The organism is Leifsonia sp. AG29, assembly GCF_009765225.1.
Lineage (GTDB): Bacteria > Actinomycetota > Actinomycetes > Actinomycetales > Microbacteriaceae > Leifsonia.
The window spans coordinates 1,768,644-1,790,305 of sequence record NZ_VMSF01000001.1 but is presented as its reverse complement, the minus strand read 5'-3'; the positions used below and the strand labels follow the sequence as shown (position 1 = coordinate 1,790,305).

Below are 21,662 nucleotides of genomic sequence, written 5' to 3'. Positions count from 1 at the left end.
CGCGCCGCGGCGGGCGTCTCCGCCCCCGGCCTGGCCGCTCCACTGCAAGAAAGGCAGCTTCCGCATGGCAACCAGCACCAACGGCATCATCGACCCGCCCATCGACGACCTGCTCGCGAAGGTCGAGTCGAAGTACGCGCTCGTCATCTTCGCCTCCAAGCGCGCCCGTCAGATCAACGACTACTACGCCGACCTCCACGAGGGCAGCCTGTTCGACAACGTCGGCCCGCTCGTCGACTCCTCCGTCGACGACAAGCCGCTGTCGGTCGCCCTCCACGAGATCAACGAGGACAAGCTCGTCATCAAGCCGATCGCCGAGTGATCGCCCCGTAACGACAGCCCGGCCGCCGGGAGGGTCCCGGGGCCGAGACACCCCTGCCGCTGAGGAGGCTGGCGCCGTTGAGCCCACGATTGACCATCGTCGTCGGAGTGACCGGCGGCATCGCCGCGTACAAGGCCGTCGGCGTGATCCGCGCCCTGGTGCTCGAGGGCCACTCGGTCCACGTCGTCGCGACGGAGGCGGCGCTCCGGTTCGTGGGGCGCCCCACCCTCGAGGCCATCAGCCGCAACCCGGTGGCCACCGACCTCTATGAGGGCGTCGCCGAGGTCCGCCACGTCGCCATCGGGCAGTCCGCCGACCTCATCGTCATCGCGCCCGCCACGGCGAACACGATCGCCAAGCTCGCGGCCGGCATCGCCGACGACCTCCTCGGCAACACCGTCCTCGCCTCCACCGCGCCGCTCGTCATCGCTCCGGCGATGCACACCGAGATGTGGCGGAACCCGGCGACCGTCGCGAACATCGCGACCCTCCGGGGCCGCGGCGTCACCGTCGTCGGCCCGGCCAGCGGTCAACTGACCGGTGCCGACTCCGGCCCGGGCCGCATGGAGGAGCCCGAGGTCATCGTCCGTGCCGCGCTGCGCGCCGCCGGCGTCTCGCCCCGTCCCGCGGTCGCTGCGGCCCCGGAGCCCGTGGCCGACGTGGTCGTGCTGTCCGAGCGCCGCCGGGCGAACGAGGCCGCACGACGACCGCGCGGAGGTGTCGACCTCTCGGGCAAGCGCGTCGTCGTGACCGCCGGCGGCACCCGCGAACCGCTCGACCCGGTGCGGTTCATCGGGAACCGCTCGAGCGGACGGCAGGGCGTCGCCCTCGCGAGCGCGGCGCTCGCGCGCGGCGCCGAGGTGGTCCTGGTCGCCGCCCATCTGGAGGTCGAACCGCCGGACGGCGTCGAGCTCATCGAGGTCGGCACGGCCCTCGAGCTGCAAGAGGCCGTCGAGGAGGCGGCCCGCGCCGCCGACATCGTCGTCATGACCGCCGCGGTCGCCGACTACCGGCCCGCAGAGGCGCAGGACGCCAAGATCAAGAAGTCCGATCACGGCGACCGGATGACGCTCGAGCTCGTCGCCAACCCGGACATCCTCGCCGGCCTCGCCTCTCGCAAGCGCGACGGGCAGGTGATCGTCGGCTTCGCCGCCGAGACCGAGCTCGACCCGCAGGCCCTGATCGAGCTCGGCCGCCGCAAGCTCGACAGCAAGGGCAGCGACTTCCTCGTGCTCAACCAGGTGGGCTGGTCGCAGGGCTTCGCAACGGAGAGCAACGAGGTCGTCGTGCTCCGGAGGGGCGGCGATATAGTGATGGAGGCCTCGGGCAGCAAGCTGTCGGTGGCCGACCGTATTCTCGACGTCATCGCCTAGCGCGCGGGGGAGCTTGGGGAAGCGCGAAGCGGTTCCGCGATCCCAGCGCCGAGGGAGCCTGCGACCGAGGTCACGTCCATTACCGAGAGAGAACACATGGCAGATCTGCGTCTTTTCACGTCCGAGTCGGTCACCGAGGGCCACCCGGACAAGATCTGCGACCAGATCTCCGACAGCATCCTCGACGCGCTCCTCGCTGTCGACCCGCACAGCCGCGCCGCCGTCGAGACGCTCGTGACGACGGGGCTCGTGCACGTCGCGGGCGAGGTCACCTCCGCCGGCTACGTCGAGATCCCCGCGCTCGTGCGCGACAAGATCGTCGAGATCGGGTACGACTCGTCGGAGGTCAGCTTCGACGGCAACCAGTGCGGCGTCTCCATCTCGATCGGCGCTCAGTCGCCCGACATCGCGCAGGGCGTCGACAACGCGCTCGAGACGCGGGCCGAGCAGAGCCATGACGACCTCGACCGGCAGGGCGCCGGCGACCAGGGCATCATGTTCGGCTACGCCACCACCGAGACCCCCCAGTACATGCCGATGCCGATCTGGCTGGCGCACCGTCTCGCGGAGCGCCTCGCCGCGGTCCGCAAGGACGACACGCTGGACTACCTCCGGCCGGACGGCAAGACGCAGGTGACCGTCGGCTACGAGGGTTCGGTGCCCCGGTCGGTGCAGACGGTCGTGCTGTCGACCCAGCACGCGCCGCACGTCTCCACCGAGCAGCTCCAGGCGGAGGTCATCGAGGAGGTCATCCAGCCGGTGCTCCACGCGGCCGGCCTCGAGTCCTCGCACGTGCGCACCCTGATCAACCCCACCGGCCGGTTCGAGATCGGCGGCCCCAAGGGCGATGCGGGTCTCACCGGCCGGAAGATCATCGTCGACACCTACGGGGGCGCGAGCCGTCACGGCGGTGGGGCCTTCTCGGGCAAGGATCCGTCGAAGGTCGACCGTTCCGCCGCCTACGCGATGCGCTGGGTCGCCAAGAACGCCGTCGCCGCCGGACTCGCCGACCGGCTGGAGCTGCAGGTCGCCTATGCGATCGGCAAGGCCGCGCCGGTCGGTCTCTACGTCGAGACGTTCGGCACCGGCACCGTGCCGGACAGCCGGATCATCGCGGCGATCCGCGAGGTCTTCGACCTCCGCCCGGCCGCCATCATCCGCGATCTCGACCTCCTCCGTCCGATCTACGCGCAGACGGCCGCCTACGGCCACTTCGGCCGCGAGCTGCCCGACTTCACCTGGGAGCGGCTGGATCGCGTCGACGACCTGCGGTCGGCCGCGGGGCTGTAGCGGTGCCGGCGGCCGGCCGGGTCGCCCGCGTCGTCATCGACTCGCCGCTCCCGCAGCTCGACCACCTGTTCGACTACCTCGTCCCCGAGGAGCTCGCCGAGCAGGCGAAGCCGGGCGTGCGCGTTCGCGTCCCGCTGCGCTCGGCAGGCCGGGTGGCCGACGGCTTCCTCGTCGGGCTGGGAGACCCGGATGACGCGTTCGACGGCGCCCTCAGCCCGCTCGAGGCGGTCGTCTCTCCCGTGCCCGTCCTGACTCCGGAGGTCTGGGCCCTGGCGAGGCGGCTCGCCGACCGGAGCGCCGGGACCGCGAGCGACATCCTGCGCCTGGCCGTCCCTCCTCGCATGGTCCGGGTCGAGAAGGCGTGGCTGGCGGCCCGGCGCGAGGGCGGCGACGCCGACCCGGTTTCAGCGTCCGCTCCCACGACAGTCCCCGTCCGCGGATACGGCGCGCGAGCGCTCGAAGACGCGGTCGCCGCCGGGCGCCGGATCGCCCTGACCGCGATTCCCGGCCTCACGCGGCTCCCCGACGGCGCCTGGGTGGGCGAGTGGTCCGTGACCCTGGCCGCTCTCGCGCTCGATGTCTGGAGCGGGGGCCGGACCGCGATCATCGCGGTGCCCGACCATCGCGATCTCGACCAGCTCGCCGCCTCCCTCGCCGCGATCGCGCCGCCGCGCGCCGTCGTCCGGGCCGACGCCGGACAGGCCAACGCCGATCGATACCGGGGCTTCCTGGACGCCCTCGGCGGCCCGCGGATCATCATCGGCAACCGTTCGGTGGTCTACGCGCCGGCGGAGCGACTCGGCCTGATCGCGATCTGGGAGGACAGCGACCCCCTGCACTCCGAGCCGCTCAGCCCCTACGTCCACACGCGCGACGCCGCCCTCGTGCGCCAGGAGCTCGAGGGCTGCGCACTCGTGGTGAGCGGCCACATCAGGAGTGTCGAGGCGCAGCGGCTGGTGGAGGTGGGCTGGCTCTCCGAGGTGGGCCCGGAGCGCGCCGTCACCCCCCGGGTGGTCCTCACGGCGGCGCAGCAGGCGTCGGAACCGGCCGTGCGAGCAGCGCGGATCCCGTCGACCGCCTGGCGCACCGCGAAGGATGCGCTGAGCGGCGACAGCGGGCGCCCCCGCGGACCGGTGCTCGTCCAGGTCGCTCGCCCGGGTTATGCGCCCCTCGTCGCGTGCGCGAACTGCGCTCGCGCCGCGCACTGCACGAACTGCCGCGGACCGCTCGGGCAGACGAGGGCCGGCGCCGTGCCGTCGTGCGGCGTGTGCGGCCGCCTGGCGACCGAGTGGAGGTGCGAGCACTGCGAGCACGAGCGCTTCCGGATCGTCACGGTCGGCTCCGGCCGCACGGCCGAGGAGCTGGGCCGCGCCTTCCCGGGCACCAGGGTCGTCCTCGCCGACGGGGACCATCCCGTCCTCCGGGTGGGCGCGGCACCCGCTCTCGTGGTCGCGACGCGCGGTGCGGAGCCGATCGCCGAGGGCGGCTATCAGGCGGTGCTCCTCCTCGACGGCGAGCGCATGCTCGCCCGCGAGGATCTCCGCGTGGCGGAGGACTGCCTGCGCTGGTGGTCGTCGGCCGCGGGGTTGGCAGCGCCTGGCGCGCCGACCGTGCTCGTCGGGGTCTCGGGCCCGATCGCGCGCGATTTCGCCACGGGGAGGCTCGCGCCGTTCGCCCATCAGGAGCTGGTCGAGCGCCGGGAGCTCCGCTTCCCGCCGGCCGTGCGCCTGGCGTCGGTGACGGGCGTCGAGCAGGCCGTGCGCGAGGTCATCGCTGCGGTCGATCCGATCCTCCTCATCGACGTGCTCGGACCGGCCACCGTCTCCGACGACCGCGGTCGCGACCTCGTGCGGGCCGTGCTCCGCTTCGAGTACGCCCGTGGGGCCGAGGTCGCCGCCGCCGTCCGCGCGGCCGTCGTCCGGAACGCCACGCGCCGCCGCCGCGCGCCGGCCGGCCGCTCGGGATACCGCCCGGCCCCGACCCTGCGGGTGCGGTTCGACGACCCCGATGTGCTGTAGCGCGTCCGCCGACCACCTCCGGCACACCCGGCGCGAGTAGACTGCCGGACTGACCTGAACCGAAAGAACCTTGCCATGCGCCTCGTCTTCGCCGGCACGCCCGCCGTCGCCGTCCCCTCCCTGGAGGCGGTCGCCGCCCGCCACGATGTGGTCGCGGTGATCACCCGGGAGGACGCCCCTCTCGGTCGCAAACGGGTTCTCACGCCGTCCCCGGTCGCCGGCGCGGCCGAGGCCCTCGGGCTGACGGTCATCAAAGCGAACCGCCTCGGCGACGAGGTGACCGAGCGGGTCGCCGCCCTCGAGCCGGAGCTCGGGGTGGTCGTGGCCTACGGGGGGCTCGTGCGCGAGCCGCTGCTCTCGCTTCCCCGGCACGGCTGGGTGAACCTCCACTTCTCGCTGCTGCCGCGATGGCGCGGGGCCGCGCCGGTCCAGCGTGCCGTCATGGCGGGCGACACCGAGACGGGGGCCGCCGTCTTCCGGCTCGTCCGGGAGCTCGACGCCGGCGATGTCTTCAGCGAGCTCCGCCGCCCGATCGGACCGGACGAGACCGCGGGCGAGCTCCTCGAGGCGCTGTCCGTCTCGGGCGCCGACCTCCTTGCCGACACCGTCGATGCGCTGGCCGACGGCACCGCTATGGCCGAGCCCCAGGCCGGCGAGCCGGTGCTGGCACCGAAGCTGACGATCGACGACGCGCGGCTCGACCTGGCGCAGCCGGCCGAACGCGTCTACGCACGACTTCGGGGAGTGACGCCTGAGCCGGGCGCCTTCGTGCTGCTCGGAGGCGATCGCTTCAAGATCCACGCGGCGCGGCTCGCAGCCGACGACGAGCCTCGGGCCCCCGGTGCCGTCGCGTTGCGCGGCGACCGCGTCCTCATGGGGACGGGTACTCATCCGCTGGAGCTGATCACCGTCCAGCCGGCGGGCAAGCGCGCGATGCCGGCCGCTGACTGGTACCGCGGAGCGGGGGAGGGAGTGGTGCTGTCATGACCGACCGGAACAGCAGGGGAGGGCGACGCGGAGGCGCTCCCGCCGCCGGAACCCGCGCTCAGCCCGCCCGGCGCGTGGCGCTCGACGTCCTGACCGCCGTCCGGGAGTCCGACGCGTACGCGAACCTCCTCCTCCCGGGACGCATCGCGCAGGCCGGCCTCTCCCCGGCCGACGCGGGGCTGGCGACGGAGCTCACCTACGGAACCCTGCGCATGCAGGGCTACTACGATCGTGTGATCGCCCGGGCGGCCGGCCGATCCGTGGACATGATCGACCCGCCGCTCCTCGACGTGCTCCGCCTCGGGGCGCACCAGCTGCTGTCGATGCGCGTGCCCGCCCATGCCGCGGTGAACGAGTCCGTCGCGCTCGCGCGGACGGTCGGGAGCCGGTCCGGAACGGGCTTCGTGAACGGCGTGCTCCGAGAGATCGGACGCCATGCGGAGGAGGAGTGGCGCCTCCGCGTCGTCGAGCGCGTGCGCTCCGAGGACGAGCGCCTGGCCGTGCTCGCCTCCCACCCGGTGTGGATCGTCCGAGCGCTCCGCCGGGCGCTCGAGGCCGAGGGGAGGGAGGCGGAGCTCGAGCAGCTCCTGGACGAGGACAACGCAGCGCCTCGCGTCAACCTCGTCGCCCTGCCCGGGCTCGCCGACGCGCCCGCGGATTCCACCCCGGACCGGTTCTCGCCGCCCGGATTCACGACCGGCGGCGGCGACCCCCTCCGGCTGGTCGAGGAGAGCGGCGGCCGGCTCCGCGTGCAGGACGAGGGCTCGCAACTCGCGGCCCTCGCGCTCTCGCGCGCCACCCCCGTCCAGCCCGGCGAGCGCTGGCTCGACCTGTGCGCGGGGCCCGGAGGCAAGGCCGCCCTCCTCGCGGCCGAAGCGCTGGCGGGAGGCGCGTCCCTCGTCGCCAACGAGCTCGTCCCGGCGCGCGCCGATCTCGTGCGCCGCGCGCTCTCCGCCGTGCCCATGGACGTGCCCGTCTGGGAGAAGGACGGGACGCTCGTCGGGCGTGAGGAGCCCGAGGCCTTCGATCGCATCCTCCTCGACGCGCCGTGCACGGGCCTCGGCGCACTCCGCAGGCGCCCGGAGGCGCGGTGGAGGAAGACCCCGCGCGACGTCGCCGAGCTGACGGCCCTCCAGTCCCGCCTCCTCGACTCGGCCTTCGCGGCGCTGCGCCCCGGCGGGACCCTCGCCTACGTGACGTGCTCGCCCCATCTGGCCGAGACCCGGGGCGTCGTGACGGGCGCCCTCGACCGTCACGATGGTGCCATCGAGCAGCTCGACACCGCCGCCGTGCTGCAGGATGTGGCCATGCAGCGGCTCGATCTCGCGGGCGCGCCGGAGACGGTCCAGCTCTGGCCCCACCGGCACGGCACCGACGCGATGTTCATCGCCCTGCTGCGCAAGCGCGACGGAGGCCGCCTCTAGGCTGGAGGGCATGGCAGCACGCATCAACCCGAGCATCCTGGCCGCTGACTTCGTCAACCTCCAGAGCGACATCGAGCGGATAGCGAGCGCCGATCTCATGCACGTCGACGTGATGGACAACCACTTCGTGCCCAACCTGACGTTCGGGCCGCAGATGGTCGGCCGCATCCAGGACGTCAGCCCGATCCCGCTCGACGTGCACCTCATGATCGACGACCCCGACCGCTGGGCGCCCGGGTACGCCGAACTCGGCGCGTTCTCGGTGACGTTCCACGCCGAGGCGGCCTCCGATCCGGTCGCGCTCGCCCGGCGGCTCCGCGACATCGGCGCGCGGGCCGGGATCGCGCTGAAGCCCGGCACCCCGGCCGACCGGTTCCTCGAGGTGCTGCCCGAGTTCGACCAGGTGCTCGTGATGACGGTCGAACCGGGGTTCGGCGGCCAGTCGTTCATGCCGGAGACCATGCCCAAGCTCCGCGCCCTCCGGGAGGCGGTCGACGCGCGCGGCCTCGACGTCTGGCTGCAGGTCGACGGCGGCGTGACCGAGGAGACGATCGTCACAGCAGCCGAGAACGGGGCCGACACGTTCGTCGCCGGTTCCAGCGTGTTCCGCGGCGAGCCGGCCGAGCGCATCGCGGCGCTGAGGGACGCGGTCGCGGCGCACCGTCACTGACGGACCGGTACGCTGTAACGGTGAAAACCTTCGACGACCTCTTCGCCGAGCTCAGCGAGAAGGCCGCCGCCCGTCCGGAGGGCTCCGGGACGGTGCGCGAGCTCGACGCCGGCGTGCACGCCATCGGCAAGAAGATCGTGGAAGAGGCCGCCGAGGTCTGGATGGCCGCCGAGTACGAGACCGACGAGGCCACCGCCGAGGAGATCTCGCAGCTGCTGTACCACCTCCAGGTGCTGCTGCTCGCGAAGGGCCTGACCCCGGCCGACGTGTACCGACATCTGTGATCGGCCGCCGAGGCATCCCGACCACGACACCGGACCCGTCACGAAAGACTCGACCATGCTGAAGATCGCCGTCCCGAACAAGGGCTCCCTCTCCGAGACCGCGGCGCAGATGCTCCACGAGGCCGGCTATGTCGGCCGCCGCGACCCGAAGGAGCTGATCGTCACCGATCAGCGCAACGGCGTGGAGTTCTTCTACCTGCGACCGCGCGACATCGCCACGTACGTCGGCTCCGGCGCACTCGATGTGGGCATCACGGGGAGAGACCTTCTTCTCGACTCCGGATCAGCCGCCGCCGAGATCGCCGCCCTCGACTTCGCCGCGTCGACGTTCCGCTTCGCCGGGCCCGCCGCCGCGTTCACCGAGCTCGCCGACCTCGCCGGCAAGCGGGTGGCGACCAGCTACCCCGGGCTCGTCGGCGCCTTCCTCGCCGAGAACGGCGTCGATACCGCGCTCATCAAGCTCGACGGCGCCGTCGAGTCGGCCGTGCGCCTCGGCGTCGCCGACGCGGTCGCCGATGTCGTCGAGACCGGCTCCACGCTGCGGAAGCAGGGCCTCGAGATCTTCGGGCCGGTGATCCTCGAGTCGGAGGCGGTGCTCATCTCGTCACCGGAGCCCGCGACCGGGGTCGACACCCTCCTGCGGCGCCTCCAGGGCGTCATGGTCGCGCGCCAGTACGTTCTCGTCGACTACAACCTGCCGGTCGCCCTGCTCGAGAAGGCGGTCGCGCTGACCCCCGGTGTCGAGTCCCCGACCGTGTCGCCGCTCGGCGAGCCGGACTGGGTCGCCGTCCGCGTCATGATCCGCCGCGAGCACACGAACCACATCATGGACGACCTCTACGAGCTGGGAGCGCGGGCGATCCTCGTGACCTCGATCCACGCGGCACGGATCTGATGGGCGTCTCGGTCCGCGTGATCCCGTGTCTCGACGTGGCCGCCGGCCGCGTCGTGAAGGGCGTCAACTTCCAGAACCTGCGCGACCAGGGCGACCCGGTCGAGCTCGCTCGCCGCTACTTCGAGCAGGGCGCCGACGAGCTCACGTTCCTCGACGTGACCGCCACGGTCGACGACCGGGCGACCACGTACGACGTCGTCCGCGCGACCGCCGAGCAGGTGTTCATCCCGCTCACGGTCGGAGGAGGCGTGCGCAGCCCCGAGGACGTGGCCCGGCTCCTCGGCAGCGGCGCCGACAAGGTCGGCGTCAACTCGGCCGCGATCGCCCGGCCGGAGCTCGTGGCCGAGATCGCCGCGCGCTTCGGCGCGCAGGTGCTCGTGCTGTCGCTCGACGTCAAGCGCTCGGCGGCGACCCCCTCCGGGTTCGTCGTCACCACGCACGGCGGCCGGACGGAGACCGGGCTGGACGCACTCGAGTGGGCGACCCGGGCGATCGAGCTCGGTGCCGGCGAGCTGCTCGTCAACTCGATCGACGCCGACGGCACCAAGGAGGGCTTCGACCTCGAGCTCATCCGCGCCATGCGCGAGTTGAGCAGCGTGCCCGTCATCGCCTCGGGAGGCGCGGGACGCGTCGAGCACTTCCCCCCGGCGATCGAGGCGGGAGCGGACGCCGTGCTGGCCGCCAGCGTCTTCCACCAGGGGGAGCTCACGATCGGCGACGTGAAGGACGAGCTGGCCGCCGCCGGACTGGAGGTACGACGATGAGCACGACCGAGATCGACGAGGCGCTCAGCCGCATCCGCTTCACCGAGGCGGGACTCGTCGCGGCGATCATCCAGCAGTGGGACACCCGTGAGGTGCTCATGATGGGCTGGATGGATGCGGAGGCCTTCCGCCGGACCATGAGCGAGGGCCGCGTCACGTTCTGGTCGCGCTCGCGCCAGGAGTACTGGCGGAAGGGCGACACCTCCGGACACGTGCAGTACGTGAAGGGCCTCGCCATCGACTGCGACGGCGACACGCTGCTCGTGACCGTCGACCAGATCGGCGCCGCCTGCCACACCGGCACGCGCACGTGCTTCGACGCCGACCAGCTCTCGCCCGTGGTGGGGGAGAGCCCCGAAGCCGCCCGGGAGGACCGGTGATCGCCGAGGTCGCCGGCACGACGACCCGCGACGAATTCGGGTCGCTCGTGGCCGGACATCGCGTCGTGCCCGTCATCCGGGAGCTCTTCGCCGACAGCGAGACGCCCGTGGGCATCTACCGCAAGCTGGCGGCGGGGCGCCCGGGCACGTTCCTCCTCGAGTCCGCCGAGCAGGGAGGCATCTGGTCGCGGTTCTCGTTCGTCGGCGCGGCCTCCTTCGGGGTGCTCACGCAGCAGGGCGACGAGGTGCGGTGGCTCGACTACGGCCTGAACGCCGAGCGGGCCCTCGGAACCGAGCGGCCGGCCGAGCCGCTCGCCGCCCTCGCTGCTCTCCACCGGCGCTGGACGACACCGCGCATCCCGGGGCTGCCGCCGCTGACCGGTGGTCTCGTCGGCTTCATCGGCTGGGAGGCGATCCGCCAGCTCGAGCGGCTCCCGCACCGCCCGCCCGCCGACTACGCCGTGCCCGGCCAGGCCCTCGCCTTCGTCGCCGACCTCGTGGTGATCGACCACCGCACGGGCACCGTCAAGCTCGTCGCCAACGCGCTGGCCGACGGCGAGGAGACGGCGGACGCCCTCTGGGCCGACGCGCAGGCGCGACTGGACCGCATGCAGGCCGAACTGGCGCAGCCCGCGGAGGCGGTCCTCGCGCAGATCGACCTGTCCACGCCCGCCGAGCCCGAGTTCCGGACGCGCAAGGAGGACTTCCTCGCCTCCGTCGAGACGGCGAAGGAGCGCATCGTCGCAGGCGACATCTTCCAGGTCGTCGTCTCGCAGCGCTTCGAGCTCGAGTGCCATGCCTCCGCGCTTGACGTCTACCGGGTGCTCCGGGCGCTCAACCCGAGTCCGTACATGTACCTCCTGTCGCTCGAGAAGCCCGACGGCGACCGCTACGAGATCGTCGGCTCCTCGCCGGAGGCGCTGGTCAAGGTCCAGGAGGGGCGCGCCTTCACGCACCCGATCGCCGGCTCCCGGCCGCGCGGCGCCACCCCGGAGGAGGACCTCGACCTCGAGGCGTCCCTCCTCGCCGACGACAAGGAGCGGGCGGAGCACCTCATGCTCGTCGACCTGGCACGCAACGACCTGCTCAAGGTGTGCGAGGCCGGGACCGTCGAGGTCACCGAGTTCATGCGCGTCGAGCGGTTCAGCCACATCATGCACATCGTGTCGTCGGTGGAGGGCGACCTCCGTCCCGAGGCGAGCGCGATCGACGTCTTCCGGGCGACCTTCCCCGCGGGGACGCTGTCGGGCGCCCCCAAGCCGATGGCGCTCCGGATCATCGACGAGCTCGAGCCGGCGCAGCGCGGGGTCTACGGCGGCGTGATCGGCTACTTCGACTTCGCGGGGGACGCCGACCTGGCGATCGCGATCCGCACGGCCACGATCATGGACGGCGTGGCACGCGTGCAGGCCGGGGGCGGACTCGTCGCCGACTCCGTGCCGGAGAACGAGTACCAGGAGTCCTGGAACAAGGCGGCCGCACCGCTGCGCGCCGTCGCGGTCGCCAACGCCATGACGAGGGTGCTGTGACGGAGGCGGAGAGCACCGCGGACGTCCGGCGCGCCGCCGTGGGGCGCCGCTGGAAGTACGCATCGATGCTCGCGCTCGTGGTCGGGAGTGCGTTCAGCCTGCTCGCAGCCACGCAGTCGTGGTTCTCGGTCCGCCTCGTCGACACGGCCGACCACGTTGCGACGATCAGCGTCGCGGGGTCGGCGGCCGCGCCCGCCCTCACGGCCCTGGCCCTGGCCGGCCTGGCCCTGACCGCCGCCCTCGCGATCGCCGGACCGGCCTTCCGCATCGTGCTCGCCCTGCTCGGCGTGCTCCTCGGGGTCTCCGTCCTGATCTCGGCGGGAACGGCGCTGGCGGACCCGATCCGCTCCTCGTCGGCCGCGGTCACGACCGCGACCGGGGTGGCGGGGGACGCGTCGATCCGCCGTCTCGTGCAGTCCGTCGTGGTCGAGCCGTGGCCGTGGGCGGCGGTCGCCGGCGGAGTGGTGCTGGTGCTCGGGGGCGCCTCCGTCATCGTCTTCTCCCGCCTGTGGCCGGGAGCGTCGCGCAAGTACCGGACCCGCTTCGAGACGGAGGACGGGCGGCCCGCCGCCGAGGCCCTCGATGCGTCGGCGGTTTCCGCTGGCGGCGAGGAACCGCAGGCGCGCCCGGATGACGACGCCGAGGCGCGTGCGGTCGCGGAGGGGGAGAGCCCGCGTGAGCCGGGCACGCTCGACCGCGACACCGCCATCGACAGCTGGGACGAGCTCAGCCGGGGCGACGACCCCACGCGCTGAGCCACTAGACTGGATCCGATCCAACCCCCGTGCGCACCGACGTGCGCACCCGACGTGCAGGAGTCCCATGAGCACCGAGTCAGTCGAGCCAGGCCACGGTCACTCTCCGGCGGCGTGGACGGCCGTCATCATCATGCTGGTCGCCTTCGCCATCGGAGCCGTCGCGTTCTTCTTCGACGCCGCGATCATCGTCTGGGCCTCCGCGGCCCTCGCCGTCATCGGCCTCATCGTGGGCTGGGTCATGAAGCGCGCCGGGTACGGCGTCGGCGGCTCCAAGTACACGCCGAAGGGCCACTGACCCCGTGCTGGCAGACCTCGTCGCCGGCGCCCTGGAGGATGCGGAGCGGCGGCGGTCCGAGCGACCGCTCGCCGTTGTGGAGGCAGCCGCTCTCGACCGCGAACCGGCGATCGACGCGCTGAGCGCGCTGGCGCCGGCCGAGCGCGTCAAGATCATCGCCGAGGTGAAGCGCGCCAGCCCCTCCCGCGGCGCCCTCGCCGAGATCCCCGATCCCGCCGCCCTCGCCGCCCGCTACGAGCAGGGCGGAGCGAGCGCGATCAGCGTCCTGACCGAGGAGCGCCGCTTCCGCGGATCGCTCGCCGATCTCGAAGCGGTGCGCCGCACCGTCTCCATCCCGGTGCTCCGCAAGGAGTTCATCGCCGAGCCGTACCAGGTGTTCGAAGCCCGCGCGGCGGGCGCCGACCTGGTGCTCCTCATCGTTGCCGCGCTCGATCAGGCGCAGCTCGTCGAGCTGTACGGGCTGATCACCGAGCTCGGCATGACCGCACTCGTCGAGGCGCACTCGGCCGAAGAGCTGGCCCGCGCCGCCGACACCGGAGCGCGGCTCATCGGCGTCAACGCGCGCGACCTCACCACGTTCGAGCTCGACCGCGACCTGTTCGGACGGCTGTCCGGCCGTTTCCCGGCCGGCGCGGTCCGCGTCGCCGAGTCCGCCGTCAAGACCGCCGCCGACGTCGCGCACTACCGCGACGCGGGGGCCGATGTCGTCCTGGTCGGCGAGGCGCTGGTCACCAGCGATCCCGTCGCCACCCTCCACCAGTTCCTGGGAGCACGATGACCCTCCACACCCCGCCGTCGTCCGCTGACGCGGCCTCCCGCCGCAACGCGACGGGCCCGTACTTCGGCGAGTTCGGCGGCCGCTTCGTCCCCGAGTCCCTCGTCGCCGCGCTCGACGAGCTGACGGAGGCGTGGGAGCTGGCGAAGGCCGACCCCGCCTTCCACGCCGAGCTCGACGAGCTGCACCGCAGCTACACCGGCCGCCCCTCGATCATCACGGAGGTGCCCCGGTTCGCGGCGGCCGCGGGCGGCGCGCGCATCATCCTCAAGCGCGAAGACCTGAACCACACCGGGTCGCACAAGATCAACAACGTGCTCGGGCAGGCGATCCTGACCCGCCGCATCGGCAAGACCCGCGTGATCGCCGAGACCGGCGCGGGTCAGCACGGCGTGGCCACCGCGACGGCGGCCGCTCTGTTCGGCCTCGAGTGCACGATCTACATGGGCGAGGTCGACACCGAGCGCCAGGCCCTGAACGTTGCGCGGATGCGGCTGCTCGGCGCCGAGGTGATCGCGGTCAAGACCGGGTCGCGCACCTTGAAGGACGCCATCAACGATGCGATGCGCGACTGGGTGACGAACGTCGAGACCACCAATTACATCTTCGGCACGGCGGCCGGCCCGCACCCGTTCCCGGCGATGGTCCGCGACCTGCAGAAGATCATCGGTGAGGAGGCGCGCGGGCAGGTGCTCGAGCTGACCGGCCGCCTGCCCGACGTCGTCGCCGCGTGCGTCGGCGGCGGCTCGAACGCCATCGGCATCTTCCACGCGTTCCTCGACGACGAGGACGTCCGCCTCGTCGGCTTCGAGGCCGGGGGAGAGGGCGCCGAGACGCCGCGCCACGCGGCCACGATCTCCAAGGGGCGCCCCGGCGTTCTCCACGGCGCGCGCACGATGCTCCTGCAGGACGAGGACGGCCAGACGATCGAGTCGCACTCCATCTCGGCCGGCCTGGACTACCCGGGCGTCGGCCCGGAGCACTCGCACCTCGCCTCCATCGGGCGCGCGGAGTACCGCCCCGTGTCCGACGCCGAGGCGATGGAGGCGCTCCGACTGCTGAGCCGGACCGAGGGCATCATCCCCGCCATCGAGTCCGCCCACGCCCTCGCCGGTGCCCTCGAGCTCGGCCGTGAGCTCGGTCCCGACGGGATCATCCTCATCAACCTGAGCGGCCGCGGCGACAAGGACATGGAGACCGCAGGACGCTACTTCGGACTGATCGACGAGGGAGCCGTGCAGTCGTGAGCCGCGTCGCCGACACCATCGCCCGCCGCAATGACGAGGCCGCCGGCGCTCTCATCGGCTACCTGCCCGCCGGGTTCCCCGACCTGCGGACCAGCGTCGAGGCGGCCGTGGCCCTCGCGCAGAACGGCGTCGACATCATCGAGCTCGGTCTGCCGTACTCGGACCCGGTGATGGACGGCACCGTGATCCAGGCCGCCACGCAGCAGGCGCTGTCGAGCGGTTTCCGGCTGCGTGACGGGTTCACCGCGGTGCGCGAGATCACGGCCGCGGTCGACGTCCCCGTGCTCGTCATGACGTACTGGAACCCCGTGCTGCAGTACGGGGTCGACCGGTTCGCCGACGACCTGGCCGAGGCGGGAGGCGCCGGGCTGATCACGCCGGACCTCATCCCCGACGAGGCCGGTCTCTGGCTCGACGCCTCGGATCGCACGGACCTCGACCGCGTCTTCCTCGCGGCGCCGAGTTCCACCGATGAGCGGCTCCGTCAGGCCGTCGAACGCAGCCGCGGGTTCGTGTACGCGGTCTCGACGATGGGCATCACCGGAGCGCGCACCGACGTCGACGCGGCCGCGAGGACGCTCGTCGGCCGGCTGCGGAACGCGGGCGCCACGAGCACCTGCGTGGGGCTCGGCATCTCGAGCGCAGCGCAGGTGGCGGAGGTGCTCGAGTACGCCGACGGCGCGATCGTCGGCTCCGCGCTCGTCAAGGCGCTCGGAGACGGCGGCGTCGCCGAGGCCGGTCGCGTCGCCGCGGCTCTCGCCGAGGGCGCGAAGCGGGCCTGATCGCGGCTTTAGACTAGGGTGGCCGCGCGCCCTTCTGCGCGGAATCCCAACGGAATCGAAAGGTGAGTCATCGGGTGGTTGCGACGATGAGCGGCTGGGTTACCAGCATCCCGAGCCCGGGGCCCGAGTGGCAGCAGATCCCGATCGACATCTTCGGTCTGCACTGGCGGATCCAGACCTACGCCATCATGATCCTCATCGGGATCGTCATAGCCGCGATGTGGACCTCCCGCCGGCTCACCAAGCGCGGCGCCGAGCCGGGCGTGGTGCTCGACGTGCTGCTCTGGGCCGTGCCGCTGGGCATCATCGGCGCGCGGTTCTATCACGTGTTCACGCACCCGCAGGATTACTTCTTCCCGGGCGCCGACCTGTGGAAGGTGTTCTTCATCTGGGAGGGCGGCAACGCCATCTTCGGAGCCCTGATCGGCGGCGCGGTCGGCGCCTGGATCGGCTGCCGCTGGACCGGCCTCCGCTTCTGGACCTTCGCCGACGCGCTGGCGCCGGCGCTCCTGCTCGCGCAGGCGATCGGGCGCTTCGGCAACTACTTCAACCAGGAGCTCTTCGGTCTGCCGACCGACCTGCCCTGGGGGCTCCAGATCGACGCCGGCAACAAGGCGATCCCGGTGGGCCTGCCCGAGGGCACGCTGTTCCAGCCCCTGTTCCTGTACGAGATCATCTGGAACGTCATCGGCGTCGTCCTGCTCGTGCTCATCGAGCGCCGGTTCCGCATGCAGTGGGGCAAGCTCTTCGCCCTCTACCTCGTCTGGTACGGCCTCGGCCGTTCCTACCTCGAGTCGATCCGGATCGACCCGAGCGAGTTCTCCTTCCTCGGCATCCCGAGCAACGTGTGGGCCGCGTTCGCCGCCGTCGTCCTCGGCGTCGCGCTCTTCATCGTGCAGTCCCGGAGGCACACCGGGCTCGAGCCGAGCCCGTACGTTCCGGGTCGTGAATGGGTGCGACCCGATGCTGCGGTAGACTCTGACGACACGGACCTGGATGACGAGGTCTCCGACGATGCCGACGGAGAGCCTGCCAGGTCTCGGAAGGCCGAGGCCACAAGCCCGTCCGGCTCCCGATAGCACCCGTCGAGGCGATCCCGCACGCACCACTGACCGCACGCGAGACGCCGGGCCGCACACAGCCCGGTGGACCATGCGGCGGAACCCCTCCCCGTGACGGGCCGATGGCGTCCCCGCACACCACATCCCCACATCCACGACACTGTGAGGACGGTCACCATGGCGCTCACGCCTCCCCATAGCCGGTTCGGCACCATGCCCGAGCGGCAGGGCCTGTACGACCCTGCGCACGAGAAGGACGCCTGCGGCCTCGCCATGGTGGCGACCCTGCGCGGAACCGCCGGGCACGACATCATCGACGCGGCGCTCGAGGCGCTCCGTCACCTCGAGCACCGCGGCGCCGTCGGCTCCGACGCGGGCACCGGCGACGGCGCGGGCATCATCACGCAGGTGCCCGACGCCTTCCTGCGGGCTGTGGCGGACTTCGACCTGCCGCCCGCCGGTCGCTACGCCGTCGGCAACGCCTTCCTCCCGACCGACCGGGCCGCTCGCGACCGCGTCAAGGAGGCGGTCGCTGCGATCGCGGGCGAGCACGAGCTCGCCGTGCTCGGCTGGCGCGAGGTCCCGGTCCGCCCGGAGGAGCTCGGGACGCTCGCCCGCGACGCCATGCCTGTGATCGAGCAGCTCTTCGTCGTGTCCACGCGACGCGACGAGCAGGGGGAGACGGCTGGCGGCATCGCGCTCGACCGGCAGACCTTCTTCCTGCGCAAGCGCGCAGAGCGCGAGCTCGACCTCTACTTCTCGTCGCTCTCGAGCCGCACACTCGTCTACAAGGGCATGGTCACGACCCTCCAGCTGGAGCCGTTCTACCCCGACCTGTCGGACGACCGGTTCGCCTCCCGGCTCGCGCTCGTGCACTCCCGGTACTCCACCAACACGTTCCCATCGTGGCCGCTCGCCCAGCCGTTCCGCATGATCGCGCACAACGGCGAGATCAACACGGTGCAGGGCAACCGCAACTGGATGCGGGCGCGCCAGTCGCAGCTCGAGAGCGAGCTGCTCGGCGACCTGTCCCCGGTGCTCCCGATCGTGACGCCCGGCGCCAGCGACTCGGCCTCCTTCGACGAGGTCGTGGAGCTGCTGTCGCTGACGGGCCGCTCCCTGCCGCACGCCGTCATGATGATGGTGCCCGAGGCGTGGGAGAACCAGACGGAGATCGACCCGGTCCGCCGGGACTTCTACGAGTACCACTCGATGCTCATGGAGCCATGGGACGGCCCCGCGGCGATCGTCTTCACCGACGGCACGCTCGTCGGCGCGACCCTCGACCGCAACGGGCTCCGCCCGGGACGCTACGTCGTCACGAACGACGGCCTCGTGGTGCTCGCCTCCGAGATCGGCGTGCTCGACATCGAGCCGAGCCGCGTGGTCCGCAAGGGCCGCCTGCGGCCGGGCCGCATGTTCCTGGTCGACACGGTCGCCGGGCGCCTCATCGAGGACGACGAGATCAAGTCCGAGCTCGCCGCCGGCGCACCGTACGGGGAATGGCTCGAGAACGGCCGCATCAACCTGAAGGACCTCCCGGAGCGCGAGCACATCGTGCACACCCCGGCCTCGATCGTGCGCCGCCAGCGCACCTTCGGCTACACCGAGGAGGAGGTGCGCATCCTGCTGAAGCCCATGGCGACGACGGGTGCCGAGCCCCTCGGCGCCATGGGGTCGGACACGCCGGTGGCCGTCCTGTCGGAGCGGCCGCGCCTCCTGTTCGACTACTTCACGCAGCAGTTCGCGCAGGTGACCAACCCGCCGCTCGACTCGATCCGCGAGGAGGTCGTCACCTCCCTCAAGCTCGGCCTGGGTCCGGAGCGCAACCTGCTCTCCGCCGGCCCGGAGCACGCGCGCCAGGTCGTCCTCGACTTCCCCGTGATCGACAACGACGAGCTCGCGAAGATCCAGCACATCGACCCGACGCCGGGGAGCCGCCTGACGACGACGATCCGCGGCCTGTACCGGGTCGAGGCGGGGCCGGACGCCCTCGAGCGCCGGCTGGCCGAGATGTGCGACGAGGTCGACGAGGCCATCGAGGCCGGCGCGCAGTTCATCGTGCTGAGCGACCGCGACTCGACGAAGGACCTCGCCCCGATCCCGTCGCTGCTCATGCTGGCCGCCGTGCACCATCACCTCATCCGCGACGACAACCGGCTGAAGGTCGGCATCATCGTCGAGGCCGGGGATGTGCGCGAGGTGCACCACGTGGCCCTGCTGATCGGGTACGGCGCCTCCGCCATCAACCCCTACCTGGCCATGGAGACCTGCGAGGAACTGGTCCGCAGCGGCCTCATCACGGGCGTGACGCCCGAGAAGGCCGTCAAGAACGTGATCAAGGCGCTCGGCAAGGGCGTGCTCAAGATCATGTCGAAGATGGGCATCTCGACGGTCTCGTCGTACGCCGGGGCCCAGGCGTTCGAGGCCGTTGGCCTCAGCCAGGAGTTCGTCGACCAGTACTTCACCGGCACGACGAGCAAGCTCGGCGGCGTGGGCATCGAGGTGATCGCGGCCGAGAACCTCTCGCGTCACTCCGCCGCCTACCCGTCGGAGGGCGCCGCCCTCGCCCACGAGCGCCTGGCGACCGGAGGCGAGTACCAGTGGCGCCGGGACGGCTCGCCCCACCTGTTCAACCCCGAGACGGTCTTCCGTCTCCAGCACTCGACGCGGACGCGCCGGTACGACATCTTCCGCGAGTACACGAAGGGCGTCGACGACCAGTCGTCGTCGCTGATGACGCTGCGCGGGATGTTCAAGTTGAAGACGGGCGAGCGTCCGCCCGTGCCGCTCGACGAGGTCGAGTCGGTCGCGTCGATCGTGAAGCGCTTCTCAACCGGTGCGATGAGCTACGGCTCGATCTCGAAGGAGGCCCACGAGACGCTCGCCATCGCGATGAACCGGCTCGGAGCCAAGTCGAACACCGGTGAGGGCGGCGAGGACCTCGACCGCCTCCTCGACCCCGAACGCCGCAGCGCGATCAAGCAGGTCGCGTCGGGCCGGTTCGGCGTCACCTCGATGTACCTCACCCACGCCGACGACATCCAGATCAAGCTCGCGCAGGGCGCGAAGCCCGGCGAGGGCGGCCAGCTGCCGCCGACGAAGGTCTACCCGTGGGTGGCCCGGACCCGTCACGCGACGGCGGGCGTCGGCCTGATCTCGCCGCCTCCGCACCACGACATCTACTCGATCGAAGACCTCAAGCAGCTCATCTTCGACCTCAAGCGCGCGAACCCCCGCGCCCGGGTCCACGTGAAGCTCGTGAGCGAGTCCGGGATCGGCGCGGTGGCCGCGGGGACGGCGAAGGCGCTGGCCGACGTCATCCTCGTCTCCGGCCATGACGGCGGCACGGGCGCCTCCCCGGTCAACTCGTTGAAGCACGCCGGCACCCCGTGGGAGCTCGGCCTGGCCGAGACCCAGCAGACCCTCATGCTGAACGGCATGCGGGAGCGCGTCGTGGTCCAGGTCGACGGCCAGCTGAAGACCGGCCGCGACGTGATCGTGGGCGCGCTGCTCGGGGCCGAGGAGTTCGGTTTCGCGACCGCGCCTCTCGTCGTCTCCGGCTGCGTCATGATGCGCGTCTGCCACCTCGACACGTGCCCGGTGGGTGTCGCCACGCAGAACCCCGAGCTGCGCGCACGGTTCTCCGGCAAGCCCGAGTTCGTCGTGAACTTCTTCGAGTTCATCGCCGAGGAGGTGCGCGAGTACCTCGCCGAGCTCGGATTCCGCAGCCTCGACGAGGCGATCGGCCACGCCGAGCTGCTCGACGTGGACACGGCGATCGATCACTGGAAGGCCTCCGGCCTCGACCTCTCGCCGATCCTGCGCGGTCCGCGCTTCCGCGACGACGAGCCGCGCAAGAACGGCCGCGCGCAGGAGCACGGGCTCGATGAGCACTTCGACCGGCAGCTCATCGACGCCGCCCGTCCCGTGCTCGAGGGTCGCGGAGGCCCGGACGGCTCGCGCGTCGAGCTCTCGCTGCCGATCCGCAACACCGAGCGTGCCGTCGGCACGATGCTCGGCCACGAGGTGACGCTGCGGCACGGCGAGAACGGCCTTCCCGCGGGGTCGATCGACATCACGCTGACGGGCTCCGCCGGGCAGTCGCTCGGCGCGTTCCTCCCGGCGGGCATCACGCTCCGCCTCGAGGGCGACAGCAACGACTACGTCGGCAAGGGGCTCTCCGGCGGCGAGATCGTCGTCCGGCCGCCGCGCGACAGCGTGTTCCCGGCCGAGCGCAACGTGATCGCCGGCAACGTGATCGGGTACGGCGCCACCCAGGGCAGCATGTTCATCCGCGGCATCGTGGGGGAGCGCTTCCTGGTCCGCAACTCGGGTGCGACCGCGGTGGTGGAGGGCGTGGGCGACCACGCGCTCGAGTACATGACCGGTGGCCTGGCCGTCATCCTCGGCAGCACCGGTCGCAACCTCGGCGCCGGGATGTCCGGCGGCACGGCGTACGTGTACGACCTCGCCACCGAGCGCGTCAACCGCGAGGCCCTGGCGAGCGGCGAGCTCGAGCTCCTCCCGCTCGGCAGCGCCGACATCGAGATCGTCCGCGACCTGCTCGAGCGGCACCGCGCGGAGACCGGGTCGGCTCTCGCTGAACGGATGCTCGCCGACTTCGACCGGACGGTCGCCGCGTTCGTGAAGGTGCTGCCGCGCGACTACGCCGCCGTGCTGCAGATGCGGCAGGAGGCCGTCGACGAGGGTCTCGACCCCGACGGCGACATCGTCTGGAACCGGATCCTGGAGGTGACGGGCGGATGACGAGCTCGAGTTCCCCGGACTTCCCGCGACAAGGAGAG

General features: G+C 72.0%; 19 protein-coding genes. All 19 read left to right on the top strand.

The genetic code is table 11. The features are described 5' to 3' along the window. Positions 1–64 precede the first annotated feature (64 nt). Complete coding sequence (gene rpoZ, locus FPT20_RS08640; protein WP_158864420.1) at positions 65–322, top strand: DNA-directed RNA polymerase subunit omega; 258 nt, start codon at positions 65–67, stop codon at positions 320–322. Positions 323–411: 89 nt separating this feature from the next. Then, positions 412–1,695: a bifunctional phosphopantothenoylcysteine decarboxylase/phosphopantothenate synthase gene (locus tag FPT20_RS08635; RefSeq protein ID WP_158867972.1), complete on the top strand. Its 1,284-nt coding sequence runs from the start codon at positions 412–414 to the stop codon at positions 1,693–1,695. A gap of 96 nt (positions 1,696–1,791) precedes the next feature. Then, positions 1,792–2,985 (top strand): methionine adenosyltransferase, encoded by a 1,194-nt coding sequence (gene metK, locus FPT20_RS08630; RefSeq protein WP_158864418.1) that lies wholly within the window; start codon positions 1,792–1,794, stop codon positions 2,983–2,985. A 2-nt stretch (positions 2,986–2,987) separates the two neighbouring features. Then, complete coding sequence (locus FPT20_RS08625; protein WP_158864416.1) at positions 2,988–5,003, top strand: primosomal protein N'; 2,016 nt, start codon at positions 2,988–2,990, stop codon at positions 5,001–5,003. Positions 5,004–5,078: 75 nt separating this feature from the next. Next, positions 5,079–5,990 carry a methionyl-tRNA formyltransferase gene (gene fmt, locus FPT20_RS08620; RefSeq protein WP_158864414.1) on the top strand — a complete coding sequence of 304 codons (912 nt, stop codon included), beginning with the start codon at positions 5,079–5,081 and terminating at the stop codon, positions 5,988–5,990. Then, positions 5,987–7,414, top strand: a complete 1,428-nt coding sequence (locus tag FPT20_RS08615) for an RsmB/NOP family class I SAM-dependent RNA methyltransferase (RefSeq protein WP_158864412.1) — start codon at positions 5,987–5,989, stop codon at positions 7,412–7,414. Before fmt ends, FPT20_RS08615 begins: the two co-directional genes overlap by 4 nt. Before the next feature lie 10 nt (positions 7,415–7,424). Continuing rightward, positions 7,425–8,084, top strand: coding sequence for a ribulose-phosphate 3-epimerase (gene rpe, locus FPT20_RS08610; RefSeq protein ID WP_158864410.1), 660 nt, complete (start codon positions 7,425–7,427; stop codon positions 8,082–8,084). 20 nt (positions 8,085–8,104) lie between these two features. Next, positions 8,105–8,368 (top strand): phosphoribosyl-ATP diphosphatase, encoded by a 264-nt coding sequence (locus FPT20_RS08605; RefSeq protein ID WP_158864408.1) that lies wholly within the window; start codon positions 8,105–8,107, stop codon positions 8,366–8,368. Between the two features lie 55 nt (positions 8,369–8,423). After that, positions 8,424–9,263 carry an ATP phosphoribosyltransferase gene (hisG, locus tag FPT20_RS08600; RefSeq protein WP_158864406.1) on the top strand — a complete coding sequence of 280 codons (840 nt, stop codon included), beginning with the start codon at positions 8,424–8,426 and terminating at the stop codon, positions 9,261–9,263. Beyond that, positions 9,263–10,027, top strand: a complete 765-nt coding sequence (hisF, locus tag FPT20_RS08595) for an imidazole glycerol phosphate synthase subunit HisF (protein ID WP_158864404.1) — start codon at positions 9,263–9,265, stop codon at positions 10,025–10,027. The genes hisG and hisF overlap by 1 nt, the downstream gene beginning before the upstream one ends. Then, a complete protein-coding gene (hisI, locus tag FPT20_RS08590; RefSeq protein WP_158864402.1) occupies positions 10,024–10,407 on the top strand; it encodes a phosphoribosyl-AMP cyclohydrolase in 384 nt (127 codons plus the stop codon). Before hisF ends, hisI begins: the two co-directional genes overlap by 4 nt. Then, a complete protein-coding gene (locus FPT20_RS08585; protein ID WP_158864399.1) occupies positions 10,404–11,936 on the top strand; it encodes an anthranilate synthase component I in 1,533 nt (510 codons plus the stop codon). The genes hisI and FPT20_RS08585 overlap by 4 nt, the downstream gene beginning before the upstream one ends. After that, positions 11,933–12,691: a Trp biosynthesis-associated membrane protein gene (locus FPT20_RS08580; RefSeq protein ID WP_233265450.1), complete on the top strand. Its 759-nt coding sequence runs from the start codon at positions 11,933–11,935 to the stop codon at positions 12,689–12,691. Before FPT20_RS08585 ends, FPT20_RS08580 begins: the two co-directional genes overlap by 4 nt. Positions 12,692–12,758: 67 nt before the next feature. Beyond that, positions 12,759–12,989 (top strand): DUF6704 family protein, encoded by a 231-nt coding sequence (locus FPT20_RS08575; RefSeq protein ID WP_158864397.1) that lies wholly within the window; start codon positions 12,759–12,761, stop codon positions 12,987–12,989. Between the two features lie 4 nt (positions 12,990–12,993). After that, entirely contained in the window at positions 12,994–13,767 is a 774-nt protein-coding gene (gene trpC, locus FPT20_RS08570) for an indole-3-glycerol phosphate synthase TrpC (RefSeq protein WP_158864395.1), read from the top strand. Continuing rightward, a complete protein-coding gene (gene trpB, locus FPT20_RS08565; protein WP_158864393.1) occupies positions 13,764–15,011 on the top strand; it encodes a tryptophan synthase subunit beta in 1,248 nt (415 codons plus the stop codon). The genes trpC and trpB overlap by 4 nt, the downstream gene beginning before the upstream one ends. Further along, entirely contained in the window at positions 15,008–15,793 is a 786-nt protein-coding gene (trpA, locus tag FPT20_RS08560; RefSeq protein ID WP_158864391.1) for a tryptophan synthase subunit alpha, read from the top strand. Before trpB ends, trpA begins: the two co-directional genes overlap by 4 nt. Before the next feature lie 86 nt (positions 15,794–15,879). Then, complete coding sequence (gene lgt / locus FPT20_RS08555; protein ID WP_158864389.1) at positions 15,880–16,872, top strand: prolipoprotein diacylglyceryl transferase; 993 nt, start codon at positions 15,880–15,882, stop codon at positions 16,870–16,872. 159 nt (positions 16,873–17,031) lie between these two features. After that, positions 17,032–21,624 carry a glutamate synthase large subunit gene (gene gltB / locus FPT20_RS08550; RefSeq protein WP_158867969.1) on the top strand — a complete coding sequence of 1,531 codons (4,593 nt, stop codon included), beginning with the start codon at positions 17,032–17,034 and terminating at the stop codon, positions 21,622–21,624. The last annotated feature ends 38 nt before the right edge of the window (positions 21,625–21,662 follow it).